Source organism: Paenibacillus sp. 481 (assembly GCF_021223605.1).
GTDB lineage: Bacteria > Bacillota > Bacilli > Paenibacillales > Paenibacillaceae > Paenibacillus_B.
Genome location: NZ_CP075175.1, coordinates 1549845 through 1562803, shown reverse-complemented (window position 1 = coordinate 1562803; position 12959 = coordinate 1549845). Strand labels below are relative to the sequence as shown.

The window sequence follows — 12959 nt, the reverse complement described above, 5'->3', positions numbered from 1 at the left end:
CATGATGAAAAGCGATACATTCCGAGCTGTCTATGGCAAAGTTGATCTTATTGCACGTATCGTGTTACGAACGAACATACGAACATACGAATCCAGATACAAAAAAGATACGAAGGATAGAGCGCAGTTACTAGCGAGTGCAACAGCGTACAATTAAGTACGCGGTGTACGAGTAACGAGTTCTTCACTTCGTATCTTTTTCGTGGTGCATGCGCTTTACATGCTATTTGCTCACATTCAGCGTGTGCTTTCTTCCTTTTAACCACTGCATGCCGTATATACATGCAATGAGCCACACCATCCCCGCCGCAAATCCGGCAATGACGTCGGTTACGTAATGAACCCCTAAATAAATGCGGCTTACTCCGATGCCGCCAATCAGGAGCAGGGTCAATATTGGGACGTAAAATCTAACTTTTCCACGCTCTTTTAAATGCAGCCAGATTAGAAATCCGACCATGCCATAGAACGCTAGTCCCGTCATGGAATGACCACTCGGATAACTATAGCCCGTTGCGTGTACCCAGTGCTCCCATTCCGGTCGAGCGCGCTGGAAAATTAACTTCAAGCCTTCGTTTAGCAGTGCGCTACCGCCAATGACGACCGCGACACAAAGGGCATCCCATTGTTTTTTAAAGCCAAATGCAAGCGTAGCAGCCACGATTATCGCGATAGGCGCGATGATATGGCTTGAAGCAAAATGAGTAATAAACGTTACGATTTCTGTTAATTGTGGTGAAGCAAAAGAGCGCAGTGTATCAGTAACTGCAATATCAAATTCACTAAAGCTATTTTTTAAGACGCCCCTCGTTATTACAAATAGCAACACGACAAGCACGGGTACGACTACTGTCGCCCAAACTAAACTTATCGTTAGCTTGGCCGTTCCTGTTAGCGCTGAATTCGTAGACGGTTGTTTATTCACGATCGTTCATTCTCCTTTAAGCGTAAAATAAGCTAAAAAACAACATGCATCATCTTTCCTAATTAATAGCGAATGCAAAATGATTGCGCGAGTGTGCTCCTATATGCATAACATAATTTGAGGTATTTGCGCAAACGTTAGACGATATTCGCGCTCCCTCTTACATCAGATTCCCTTCAATGAGAGCATGATCTTGTTTTCTTATGTCCGCGAACTATGCACATTTCTTGTATTTTGTTTATAATCAAGGGAGTACGAATATACAAGCATGAGCAGGGGAAAGGAAGTATGGGATCATGAAACAATTGTTGGTCGAAGAAACCCGCAATGGCTGGTTGGAATGTGAACATTATGGAGCTATTTGTGGTGTCGGTCCAGACAGTACAATTCCTTATGCGCTCGGAGATATTGAACGGCCGATGTTCTTGCGCTCGGCGGGCAAGCCGCTGCAAGCTATTCCAGTCGTACAGAGCGGAGCATTGGAACGTTATGAACTAAATGATCAAGCACTCGCGCTAATGACGGCTTCCCATCGGGGAGAGTCCATTCATATGGAAACGATGAACCGTATCATGGCGCAAATGGAATTAGACGAACATCATCTCATCTGTCTTCCAACTTACCCGTTAAATGATATAGCAAAAGTACAATGGATTCGTGAGGGAGGCTTCGAACGACGGGCCTTTCACAATTGCGCAGGCAAGCACTTTGGTGTCCTAGGTTGGAGTAAGCTGGCTGGCTACGAGTTGGATTCCTACACGGAGCTTTCTCATCCAGCACAACAGCAAATCGTCCAGACGTTAGCTGATATGTCTGAGACGCCGATCGAACACATGCAGCCTGGAACGGACGGTTGTGGTTTTCCAGTGTTTGCGCTACCTCTGCGTGGATTGGCAACCGCTTATTTAAAGCTGGCATGCCCAGAGCTAATTGCTGATGAATCCATGCGCAGCGCAGTAACGCGCATTGCCGCAGCCATGCAAGCACATCCACTGCTCGTAGGCGGAACCGGACGCATTGATTCCGTGTTAATGGAAGACGATAACATCGTTGCCAAAGGCGGCTTCAAGGGTATATTTGCGTTTGCGCTTCGCAAAGAACAGCTTGGCTTTGCGTTTAAAGTTGCGGACGGTTCAGATGAAGAATGGGCACTTATTGTCGCTTCGATTTTGGAGCAGATCGGCTATGAGCGAACAGCAACGATTGAACGTATTAAAGCAGCGTTCCCGGAAACGATTTATAATGACAACCGCATAGAGGTTGGCCGTAGTCGGGCCGTATTTACATTACAGCATGAAGATTGATGTCAACATAAAGGAATGATGAGATGAAGAAATTAGATCACGTGTTTGAAGTCATCGCGACAACTGTCAACGATGCAGTAATTGCTGCTCAGCATGGCGCAGACCGTATTGAACTTATAACAGCTATCGGTGAAGGTGGCTTAACACCAAGCCTCGGATTGATTGAAGAAGTTGTACGGGCCGTGAGCATCCCCGTTAACGTGATGCTGCGTCCGCATAGCCGGACGTTTATCTATAACGCTGAAGATTTGCGAACGATGCTAGCAGATGTACGCTATATTCGCGATACAGGTGCGAATGCGCTCGTATTTGGCGCGCTAACGCCGCAGCGCCTCGTTGATACAGCTTCACTCGAACGCGTGTTAGAAGCGGCGGAGGGGCTGCCGATGACGTTTCATCGAGCGATTGATGAGGCTCGCAGCGTACATGAAGCGATTGAGACGCTACTGCACTATCCGCAAATTACGACCGTACTAACGTCAGGTGGTAAACCGAGTGCGTTAGAGGGGGAGACTGACATAGCTACCATGGTGCGTCGCACTGAACAGACACAACTAGCGGTGTTGGCTGGTAGTGGTCTATCTTTGGAGTCGATGAGCACGTTCATCGCGGCAACGAGTGTACAGCAAGTGCACGTCGGTTCAGCCGTGCGTGTGAACGGTAACCCTTTGGCTCCGATTGATGCTGCGCGCATGCAGAAGCTTAATGAAGTCGTACGCCAAGCATGGGCATAAATGGGTATGAAAATGGGCGCAAGGATTGTACATCCTTGTGCCCATTTTTGTATCGTTGCGTTTATCGACGTAGCTTGCCTAATTCAGATACGAGTGCTTCCATCTCGCTAATGCTGAACGCCGGTTTGTTCATGACCACATCGTAAATGTCCTTAATATCTTCGTATTGATCTACTGAAAAAGCAGAAGCTTGCATCGCTGCTGCAGTAGCCATTTTCAAGCGATCTTTAATTGCCTCGATCATGAATTCTACGTTTTGCTGAGTTTGTTCATTTAAATTCATCTTAATATCCTCCTTGGACGCGCATTGTCCTTTTTGCTGCTCGTATTGTAACACGAACCGGAAATAAAAAAAATGAAGTTGTATATGACCAGACATAACCGCATAACATGTAATGTTGTGCAGATCGCATGTTAAACTTGGCATCAAGCGGATAACTACAGTACAATAGGCAGCATATATGATATGCCGTTCAAAGGAGTACTTTCTTGATGCAGGGTCACATTCATCCATCTCATAAAGCTGTAATTGTGCCGGAACGAAGGCAGAAATGTTCGGGAACACAGCTGCATTCTTTTTTTGCTCAAATAGCAGCACACTATACTGCCGCCGAAGTTCACTTTATTTGTATCGGAACCGACCGCTCGACCGGAGATGCACTCGGCCCTTTAGTAGGCACTAAGCTAATTGCACACGGATTTACCAACGTAATAGGCAGCATGGCTGCTCCTTGTGATGCCTCCAACTTAGAAGCTCGCCTAGCATCCATTCCACAACATTCCATTACGATTGCCATAGATGCGTGCCTCGGACATCCGTCTACAGTAGGGTGTTTTATGGTAGGTAATCAACCGCTAACGCCTGCTGAATCAGTAGGGAAGTCATTCCCTGCAATCGGGGATTACAGCATTGCCGCGGTTGTAAATGAGCATGGTCCTAAGCCATATTGGACGCTGCAAACGACCTCGCTCTGGCACGTGATGCAGATGGCAGACGAACTAGCTGCTGCAATTACAAATGCTTTTTGCACAAAAAAGGAAGCATAAATGTTCATAAATACCCATACGATGATTTCGTGAGCCAAAAAGTCTATACCATACGCAAGCCAACTCTTAGGCGGCTCATGAGCACAAGCGGTAAAACATGGAGTTGGTGTTGCACCACAAAAAAAAGGAGCCAGCATGTGCTGACTCCGTATAAAAAAGAACATAGCCCATAAAGACATGAATTGCTGCCGATCCGTTCCTTTGCCCGAAGGAGCGGTTCATTTTTTGTTCTGCCGGTCTGTAATGTTTAGAAACACTTGCACAAGACCGATAATCAGCATCGACGAACCGAAAAACACTTCAAACAGTTCCATGACTTCTTCACCTCCTTTCATGAGGAAAATGAAGCTGCCTGTTCCTGATGAGGTTGCATAGCTATAGCCAATACTGCGTTTCATGCCACTGGTGTTAGTGTAATATATTGTATATCTATGGACGTATGTCGATTACTAGAATAATTTTAATGTGAAATCAATAAAAAATTTGGCATCACGCTATGGGTCGCATATTGGGTCTAACATGAACATATACTGTTTATTTGAGAGAAGAGGGATGCACGTTGACACATTACAGCGTAAATGAAAATGTACATGTATATGCCGTGGATCAAGGGGAAGGCGTGCCTGTCATCTTGCTGCACGGTTACTGCGGCAGCTCGCAATACTGGAGCAAGGTAGCTCCGTCATTGTCTGCGCATTACCGCGTCATTACGCCTGATTTGCGAGGGCATGGCAAGTCGGATGCGCCTAACGGGGCATACACGATCGAGCAAATGGCAGATGATGTCCTTGGATTGGCGGACAAGCTCGGTTTAGATCAATTTGTGCTGCTTGGCCATTCCTTAGGAGGCTACATTGCCTTGTCAGTTGCCGAACGGTACAGTGAGCGGCTGCTTGGCTTTGGCCTGATCCATTCGACAGCTTATCCCGATACCGAAGAGGGTAAGCAGAATCGCTTAAAGGCTGTGGAAACCATTCAAGCGCAAGGCATAGCTTCATTTGTAGACAACCTTGTGCCCAAGCTATTTGCGCCGGATCATGCGCAATCCGCTGCTGCTCAGCTAGCACGTGAAATCGGCTACCATACTCCTCCACAGGGTGCGGTGGGAGCGGCGCTGGCCATGCGTGAGCGTTTGGATCGGACATCTGTGCTGCACACGACTTCACTTCCTGTATTGCTCGTAGCAGGCGAACAAGATCAGATTGTTCCTGCTGAGAAATTGTTCATCGTAGATGGGACGCATATTACGCAAGCGGCGATGAAAGGGGTCGGGCATATGGGAATGTTTGAAGACCCAGATGGGCTCGTCGACATTGTTACTCCATTTATAAGCTCGCTACGCAGTTAGTATATATCGACTGAATAAAAAAGATCTGGATCTTAGGGTGTCGTCTCTTGCGGGCGGCACTTTTGATCGTTATACTTATATTTAGAACATTGTCTAAATAAAGCGTGAGGAGTTTAACATGAACGAAGCGTTTAAAGCATTGGCAGATCCGACCCGTCGTCAGATCATCTCGTTGCTTAAAGAGAAGGATTTGACAGCAGGTGAGATAGCAGACAATTTTAATATGACAAAGCCTAGCATATCTCACCATTTAAACGCCTTAAAGCAAGCTAAGCTCATTATTGATGAACGCCGTGGTCAGCATATTTGGTATTCATTAAATACGACAGTGCTTCAAGATACGCTTAGCTGGATGTTAGACGTCGTACAATACAAACAGGAGAATAAGGGGGACAACTGATGAAGACAGATGGTCGCAAGGTCATTTTTCGCCGCAACGCCGTACTGCTACTCGCGTTTAACATCATCGTCTGTGCTTTAGCCTGGTCTTTGTATTCGCAACTTCCTGAGCAAGTCATCTCGCACTTTAACTTCAAAGGGGAACCGGATGGGACCATGTCAAAGGCAGCTTTTTTAGGGATGTTTACTGTATTCAGTGTCCTGCTGCCAAGTGGGCTACACATCTTTTCACCATTATTGGATCCAAAAGCACAAAACTACGAAAAGTTCGGGCCCACCTATGATGCATTTTTTTGGCTGCTCTCGATTTTTTTACACGTCGTATTCGGTTCAGCATTGGCTTATCAATTGGGCTGGAATGTGCCGATCACGGACATTATTTTAATTGGAATGGGACTGCTGTGGATTCTTATCGGCAATTCGATGGGCAGACTCCGTCCTAATTATTTTATGGGCATTCGCACACCTTGGACACTAGATAATGAGAATGTGTGGAGGCTGACACACCGCTTCGCTGCTCGAGTATGGGTCATTTCGGGTTTCATTTTTGTTGTATTGGCTTGGGCAACTGAGCCGTACAGCACCGCGACGATTATTCTTCTTGTTGCGTTAGTTAGCGCTTTTCTCCCTGTCATCTACTCTTTTCTTTTGTATCGTCGTCAGAAACAAATTTAATGAGGTGATACGATGTATCAGCGTGATTATTTAGTGCGCATGATTGAAGAAATGGCCGCCATTCTTGGCAAAGCAGTCGGACTTCGTGAGCAGAGCGAACGAATCGACGTGCTGCACGAACTAGATGAGCTGATGCAGAAGCGCTTTCGGATAAATGGTGGCTTAGCAGATCGATTAACAGCGGATGACCTTCAGCGTCTATTTACCCGTAACGGGGCCATTCATGCCGATGAGCTGCAAGCTTTTGCTTACCTATTGCTTGAGCGTGCGAAGCTGGAGTATGAGAGCGACCTGCGCTTGCAATCAGATCCGTCTTCCGCGCGGCCAGCTGATGGAGTGTATCTTCATCCGCATCCTCAATTAGCGGAAGTTGAAGCTAGTTACATTCAGCGTCTGAGCAAAGCGCTCACGTTGCTGCTGGAGGCCATGTTGCAAGGCAGTGATCGAAGGCTAGTCCCTGCACAACAGCGTGCACTTGAAGCGTTGGAATTGTTAAAAATGGTTCGTCTCGATGACCGTACGCTGCATCGTTTATGGCGCTGGCATGAGACCGACCGACGGTATGCAGAGGCGGAGGACGCTTTATTTCGCTGGTTGCAGAGCCACGAAACGCAGAGCCACGGAACGCAGGATCACGAAGCGGCTGACGAAATGGAAGGCCGTGAGTATTTACCTGTAGATGGCCGTGAATCGGCGGATGGCACATACCTTACTTTAAGTGAGCGGATTCGGGCAGCAGAAGCGTTTTATGACCGCTTGTCGGCCTTCGACGATGCTCAATTGGAGCAAGGCGGTCTGCCGCGTGACGAGCTGCAAGAAGGCTTAGCGGATGTTGTTCATTTCCGTCATACAGCAATAAGAAGCTAGTGGATAGCTGTACAACTGACCATATAACACGAATTGAAGTATTTAAATAGGAGTACAACAACATGGAACAATTAGCACAACTTATTAACCGAGTCATCGAGCAATCTTTGCTTGATTCCGCGGTGCTTAGTCAACTTCGTAAGAAGACAGAGGAAGGCTACACGAAACTCATCGTCAAGCCCGTCCTCGTACGAGACGAGCTGCATTTGCAGTTCGAGTATCACTTTGCGAACAAGGTTACACATGAAAATGTACCTTGGGCTCAAGCGAGCGAGCGTTTGTTGGAACTATTTGAAACAACGTTCCGTCAAGGGTTACTGCGGACGACAGAGGCAGACTATCAAGTTTTAATTAGTAAAAAGTTTAAAGTATCGATTCGCCAACAAGCAGCTGTCGTTAAAAAGGTAGACGTCTCGCACAATCGTAAGAAACAGTACGTGCTTAACGAAGGCGACCCTGTTCCGTTTCTTATTGAGCTGGGCATTATGAATGAGCAAGGTAAAGTGCTCGCTGCCAAGTACGATAAATTCAAGCAAATTAATCGCTTTTTGGAGATGGTCGCGGATGTGCTGCCTTACTTGCCGCAGGGGCGGACGGTGCGCATTTTAGATTTTGGCTGCGGCAAATCGTATTTAACGTTTGCCCTATACCATTTCTTGAAAGTGCAATCCGGCAAAGATGTTCACATTATCGGCTTAGATTTGAAAAAAGACGTTATCGAGCACTGCGAGTCGCTGGCGCGTCGTCTTCAGTACGATGGCCTGTCATTTTTAGTCGGCGATATTGCCGAATATGGTGGGGTCGACACGGTTGATATGGTCGTGACGCTTCATGCCTGTGACATTGCTACAGACGCAGCGCTAAACAAAGCCGTCCGTTGGGGAGCTAGTGTCATCTTGTCTGTGCCATGCTGCCAGCACGAACTGTATCGTCAAGTGGAGCAGGAAGTACTCGGTCCGATTTTGGAGCATGGCATTTTGCGGGAGCGCTTCGCCTCATTGTCGACAGATGCGGTTCGCGCCAAATTGCTCGATTGTGTAGGTTATCGGACACAACTACTAGAGTTTATCGACATGGAGCATACGCCCAAAAATTTATTGATTCGTGCGGTGCGTACTGAAGGAAACGTGGAACAATCATGGCAGCAATACACGGCCTTCCGTGATTTTCTGTCCATTCAGCCGTACTTGGAGCGCGCGCTTGCTGATCTATTGCCTGGAGATAGTGCTCCTAAGCGCTAATCCTAAGCGCTAACCGCTAATCCCAATTGCCAACCCTAACAGCCGAATCTAACCACGATGCGTCCTTTGATGTGGTAATGAATAGGCAATGGGTCCTAAGCATAAAGCAGTGTAAAAGGCAGTCCATATGCGACTGCCTTTTATGTATTTTATACCGCAATTTATATGAATTTAACCCAGTATTTACAGGAATCTTAATTGTAACCCACTATAAAATGGGGTAGAATAATTTGGGACCTGTATAGTTCTAAATCCTCAATAATAGGCCTATATACGAGCGTCCCGTTCAGGAATTTGATAAAGGGTGAGAACATGCTATTGGGACCATATTGGATCGACTCCTTCCTTTTTATCATTCTTTTCTCCATTTTTATTTACGTGTTTGCTGTAAATCAAATTACGACACTTCATAAGACTTATTTGGCGTTCCATTTTTTAATGATGTTGTGGCCACTTAGTCAGATCGTATTCCACCATGCAGCAGATGAGATCGCACTCCGAGACCTCTCACTCCTCATTGGCTTAATGTCTTTACTAGCTCTTGGGCCTGGCTGGCTGCTCTTCACACGCTTGTTAACGCAGCAGTCGTATTCGTTACCGCATTCAACGATATACAAGGCCATCGCACCCGTCGTTGTTATAACTTTTCTGATGTCCATCTATCCAGAGCTCTGGTTAACTATACTTGGCTCACAAGGGCAGTATTACCGCTATGGCCCTTTTTTTGTGCTATATGTGATGGTGTGTGCCGTTTATTTCGTGTTGGCAGCCGTGCTGATGCTGCGCACCATACGTACCTCCCCATCTGCAACTCAACGCAAGCAATTGTCCCTTTTAATGCTGGGCATGCTTATTTTCATCGTATTTACACTTGCTGATCTAGTTAACAATGTCATCACATATTTTCCGGGACAAGGGCGTGAATTGTTCGGCTTAACTTCGCTTGGCATCTTACTGTCCGATATCTGCTTCGTGTTCGTTATTCAACGTTACCGGGTGTTGGAGATTGTTTCTATTGCTCGGCGTGAAGTTGTCGATACGATGAAGGAAGGAATCATTGTAGTTGACGACGATGATATTGTGCTTGATGTGAACCGAGGCATGGACTCTTTTTTGTCCGTTCATCGAGGAGAACAGTTGAACATGAAGATTGTCGTTCGTCAAATTCCAGACCCCGTTGAGGCTGATCGTGTCTGGACAGCTTACTATTACAATCGCTATGAGGCGATCGAGACCGAAATTTGTATCGAAACATCGCAATCCAGATATGTATCTCTTCACATTTTCCCTATTTTAGACGATAAAAAAACATGGGTAGGTCGTTTGCTCACCTTTCATGATGTGACTGAGCTTCGGCATCTACTAGACGAAATGAATCATAAAAATAGGATACTATTTGAACGGAATCAAGAACTTGTACACATTCAGCAGGAATTACGTACAGCAAATCGCAAGCTAGAACATATGGCTGTAACGGATGTTCTGACAGCATGTTATAACCGTCGTTACTTAATGCAGCGTTTAGAGACCGATGTCGTTATCCATACGCATTCACGGACGCCATTTAGTTTAATTTTGTTTGATATCGACCATTTTAAGCGCATCAATGATACGTACGGGCATCTGATCGGGGATCGTGTGCTTCGTTTAATAGCTGAGGTGGTTCGTTCCGTCCTTCGCGGCACCGATTTATTAGCGCGTTACGGTGGGGAAGAATTTATTGTGTACTTGCCATATGCTCATGGTGGCCAAGCACAGCTTGTAGCCAGACGCATCGTGGAAGCGATTGAACACCAATCGATTGTAACCGATGATGGCGATCCAATTATCGTAACCGTAAGCATGGGCTGGATCAGCTATGAAGGTGAAGAGACGGAGATGCATGACCCGCAAGCTTGGGTTCTCCGTTTGATTGAACAAGCAGACCGGGCGTTGTATCAAGCCAAACAGCGCGGACGCAATTGTATCGTAGCTGCGAACAGTCATTATGATGAGGTGGCACCGACACAGAGCGATACGTGAAGATACAGTGTTCAAAGGTGTTCCGTATGATGAGGTGTGCTTGATGGAAGTCAGTAGGAGGTTATTTGATGAAAGAACTACTCACACAAGACGTGAAGCCGCAGCCTCTCCGTGCATTATTGCACAGTCGAACGGTGTTAGAAGGAGAACGATGCGTAGCATCTGGAGTGTTGTCATACGTTGAGGGAGACTTGATGGATGTTGAATTGCCCGAGTTTGATCGATTCCAACTGGGAGAGCAAGTAAAGGTCACCTTGTATTCACCAGTCGGGATGCATACGTTTACGACAAGAGTGATTGCTCGTGATAAGGGCTCGCTTCTTCTTATTCACCCGCCGCATCAACAGCGTAAGTTCATAGATAAACGGGATCATCCGCGGGTCGAAATCCGCAAACATGGCTTTATTCTTGCCCGTGAGTCAACAAGCGGCTCATCAACGGCGGTATCTTCGCCCATTGCGATACAAATAAATGACATTAGCTTGGGCGGACTCGGATTTACCACTTTAAAAGATGTTCAGCTCGGAGGCAACGAATGGGTAGTTGCCGAATTGCAGCTCGGTTTTTCCTTGCCATGCCGTCTTCAAATTAAGCGGCAAATGATGAAAGAGAAAGAAACATTTTATGGTGCAGTCTTAGAAAATGCAAAAGAAGAAGGGGCTCGCGCCTTACGCGCTTATATCTTGCGTGAACAAATTGAATATCACGTAAATCGCAAATCAAAGCGGGGGTTGACTGGTGCGCCCGTGGATACTACTGGCAACGGAAACGCCTAAGGCACAAATTGCGACAAATAGTTGTCTGAACCTGTTTGCAGCGTTATTCTATAAAGGTGTTTATATTATAATATGAACATATATGCGCAATGAAGCGTGCTGAGTAACGTATAATCGGAGAGGAGAGAGTCAGCTTGAGTGTTGCAAGGCAGCTTTGTATCGTGTTTAAAAGTTGGATAATAGCAGCTATTTTACTGCTGTCTTTTGCGTTTGCACCAGCGAATGTAGAAGCGGCTGGAACCATATTTCCAGACAAAACATATACCGACTACACCCTAAACATCGGGAGCAAGCAGTTGTTCCCTGTCCCGCTGTCTGTTACCGGAGCTACATACAGTCAAGTTATTAATATTGACGATAGTATAGCTACCGTTACGGTGCAGGAGACACCGTCTCCCCAGTATGTGGTCGAACCGCGTAGACTAGGGATGACGACAGTTGAATATGAGTGGATTCATGCAACGGGAGATAGAGAGCGCCATAAGTTTACGATTACGGTGACGGATCCTCGTGTGAGTAATATCCCAACGATAAAGGTAGCGGACAGGGATGAGTACGTTCAACTGGACGCCGTTGAGATTAACGCATTAGCAGATATGTTTAATGCCAATTGGAGTAATAATGTTACACAGACACAGATGTATTTTGAAAAAGGCGATCGGGTATTTAGTAGGCCTAGGCTTGATCAAACCAATCCGACTAAACCTTATGTATCTACTGCTAAGGTTGCTGAGGACGATCGAGCCGTGTTCAAAGTAACAACGAGTGTCGGTACACAGCGAGTAACGGCCACTTATTATAAGGATTATTCCGTTAATACGAGTCCTATCCACGATTCCACGAAAGTGGAGCGTCTGAACGTAAGTAGGGACGGCAACGTAAACATTTCTTTGCAGAGCAGCGGAATGTTTACCGATCCAGACGGGGATAAATTGAACTTTACCGTAACCGCATCACCAAGTGGCATTGTTCAAACCGAGCTTCAAGGCGAAATACTTACTGTAAAAAGTATTTCAACAGGCACAGTCCAACTCGAGATAACAGCACGTGATGGACGCGGTGGCGATGATGTAACTGGTACGATGGAAATTCATGCATGGATGCCGAGCGTTGCTGGCATCGCAGGAACTTACAGCGAAGTGAACAACGTTGTCGAGATGCAAAGTGCACGCAGCGGAACGTATTATTTATTGCGTTTTAGCGAGCGTTTACCGGATGTGGCTGCCTTGGAACGTCTTGCAGCAACAGGAGTAGCACGCAAGGCAACAGCAGGTGCGGCAGGGGATTCCGTACAACTTCCGATCGATAAGAGTCAGTCGTTCACGAATGAGCTTGCCGCAGGCCTTTATGGGGTATATCACTCCGATGGATCGACGGTCACACTTGAGCGAGTGCTGGAATTGCAAAGCAAGGAACAGCTCAAGGCCGAAATCTTAGAAGAGGCTAAACGAAGAGGCAAATCCAAAGCGGACATCACAGATGCACGTATTTGGCTGCTGAAACAAGGGAATAACGATTACATACGAGCCAAGTTTGCATTGCTCGTTAGCGGAGAGTAGAACGCTGCGATGGTTTAACGGGATGTTGCATCTAGAGGTCAACCTAAGGTTGGCCTCTTTTT

General features: G+C 46.4%; 14 protein-coding genes. 12 read left to right on the top strand and 2 right to left on the bottom strand.

Going from position 1 to position 12959, the window contains the following annotated elements; translation table 11 throughout:
- Window position 1: 1 nt before the first annotated feature.
- Window positions 2–157, top strand: a complete 156-nt coding sequence (locus tag KIK04_RS06770; protein WP_232277519.1) for a hypothetical protein — start codon at window positions 2–4, stop codon at window positions 155–157.
- 66 nt (window positions 158–223) lie between these two features.
- Here KIK04_RS06770 and KIK04_RS06765 read toward each other — a convergent pair whose 3' ends face one another.
- Window positions 224–925 (bottom strand): phosphatase PAP2 family protein, encoded by a 702-nt coding sequence (locus KIK04_RS06765; protein WP_232277518.1) that lies wholly within the window; start codon window positions 923–925, stop codon window positions 224–226.
- Between the two features lie 296 nt (window positions 926–1221).
- Between KIK04_RS06765 and KIK04_RS06760 the strand changes: the two genes are divergently transcribed.
- Window positions 1222–2229, top strand: coding sequence for an asparaginase (locus KIK04_RS06760; RefSeq protein WP_232277517.1), 1008 nt, complete (start codon window positions 1222–1224; stop codon window positions 2227–2229).
- Between the two features lie 23 nt (window positions 2230–2252).
- Window positions 2253–2963, top strand: coding sequence for a copper homeostasis protein CutC (locus tag KIK04_RS06755; protein WP_232277516.1), 711 nt, complete (start codon window positions 2253–2255; stop codon window positions 2961–2963).
- Between the two features lie 61 nt (window positions 2964–3024).
- Here KIK04_RS06755 and KIK04_RS06750 read toward each other — a convergent pair whose 3' ends face one another.
- Window positions 3025–3246, bottom strand: a complete 222-nt coding sequence (locus tag KIK04_RS06750) for a DUF1128 domain-containing protein (RefSeq protein WP_232277515.1) — start codon at window positions 3244–3246, stop codon at window positions 3025–3027.
- A gap of 209 nt (window positions 3247–3455) precedes the next feature.
- Here KIK04_RS06750 and yyaC point away from each other — a divergent pair, with 209 nt between their 5' ends.
- The 9 genes from yyaC to KIK04_RS06705 all read left to right on the top strand — a co-directional run bounded on the left by yyaC (window position 3456) and on the right by KIK04_RS06705 (window position 12897).
- Window positions 3456–4010, top strand: coding sequence for a spore protease YyaC (gene yyaC, locus KIK04_RS06745; protein ID WP_232278632.1), 555 nt, complete (start codon window positions 3456–3458; stop codon window positions 4008–4010).
- Between the two features lie 559 nt (window positions 4011–4569).
- On the top strand, window positions 4570–5358 hold the full coding sequence (locus KIK04_RS06740; RefSeq protein ID WP_232277514.1) for an alpha/beta fold hydrolase: 789 nt from the start codon (window positions 4570–4572) through the stop codon (window positions 5356–5358).
- Window positions 5359–5476: 118 nt separating this feature from the next.
- A complete protein-coding gene (locus KIK04_RS06735; RefSeq protein ID WP_232277513.1) occupies window positions 5477–5758 on the top strand; it encodes an autorepressor SdpR family transcription factor in 282 nt (93 codons plus the stop codon).
- On the top strand, window positions 5758–6432 hold the full coding sequence (locus tag KIK04_RS06730; protein WP_232277512.1) for an SdpI family protein: 675 nt from the start codon (window positions 5758–5760) through the stop codon (window positions 6430–6432). Before KIK04_RS06735 ends, KIK04_RS06730 begins: the two co-directional genes overlap by 1 nt.
- Window positions 6433–6444: 12 nt before the next feature.
- A complete protein-coding gene (locus tag KIK04_RS06725; RefSeq protein WP_232277511.1) occupies window positions 6445–7299 on the top strand; it encodes a DUF6483 family protein in 855 nt (284 codons plus the stop codon).
- 62 nt (window positions 7300–7361) lie between these two features.
- Entirely contained in the window at window positions 7362–8540 is a 1179-nt protein-coding gene (locus KIK04_RS06720; RefSeq protein ID WP_232277510.1) for a class I SAM-dependent methyltransferase, read from the top strand.
- Between the two features lie 312 nt (window positions 8541–8852).
- Window positions 8853–10562, top strand: a complete 1710-nt coding sequence (locus tag KIK04_RS06715) for a histidine kinase N-terminal 7TM domain-containing diguanylate cyclase (protein ID WP_232277509.1) — start codon at window positions 8853–8855, stop codon at window positions 10560–10562.
- Between the two features lie 68 nt (window positions 10563–10630).
- Entirely contained in the window at window positions 10631–11338 is a 708-nt protein-coding gene (locus KIK04_RS06710) for a PilZ domain-containing protein (protein ID WP_232277508.1), read from the top strand.
- A 134-nt stretch (window positions 11339–11472) separates the two neighbouring features.
- Window positions 11473–12897: a dehydroquinate synthase/iron-containing alcohol dehydrogenase family protein gene (locus tag KIK04_RS06705; RefSeq protein WP_232277507.1), complete on the top strand. Its 1425-nt coding sequence runs from the start codon at window positions 11473–11475 to the stop codon at window positions 12895–12897.
- Window positions 12898–12959: the final 62 nt, after the last annotated feature.

Coding starts and splice junctions, on each gene's coding strand:
- KIK04_RS06770 (WP_232277519.1), top strand. CDS start 2: ATGATGAAAAGCGATACATTCCGAGCTGTCTATGGCAAAGTTGATCTT.
- KIK04_RS06760 (WP_232277517.1), top strand. CDS start 1,222: ATGAAACAATTGTTGGTCGAAGAAACCCGCAATGGCTGGTTGGAATGT.
- KIK04_RS06755 (WP_232277516.1), top strand. CDS start 2,253: ATGAAGAAATTAGATCACGTGTTTGAAGTCATCGCGACAACTGTCAAC.
- KIK04_RS06750 (WP_232277515.1), bottom strand. CDS start 3,246: ATGAATTTAAATGAACAAACTCAGCAAAACGTAGAATTCATGATCGAG.
- yyaC (WP_232278632.1), top strand. CDS start 3,456: ATGCAGGGTCACATTCATCCATCTCATAAAGCTGTAATTGTGCCGGAA.
- KIK04_RS06735 (WP_232277513.1), top strand. CDS start 5,477: ATGAACGAAGCGTTTAAAGCATTGGCAGATCCGACCCGTCGTCAGATC.
- KIK04_RS06730 (WP_232277512.1), top strand. CDS start 5,758: ATGAAGACAGATGGTCGCAAGGTCATTTTTCGCCGCAACGCCGTACTG.
- KIK04_RS06725 (WP_232277511.1), top strand. CDS start 6,445: ATGTATCAGCGTGATTATTTAGTGCGCATGATTGAAGAAATGGCCGCC.
- KIK04_RS06720 (WP_232277510.1), top strand. CDS start 7,362: ATGGAACAATTAGCACAACTTATTAACCGAGTCATCGAGCAATCTTTG.
- KIK04_RS06715 (WP_232277509.1), top strand. CDS start 8,853: ATGCTATTGGGACCATATTGGATCGACTCCTTCCTTTTTATCATTCTT.
- KIK04_RS06710 (WP_232277508.1), top strand. CDS start 10,631: ATGAAAGAACTACTCACACAAGACGTGAAGCCGCAGCCTCTCCGTGCA.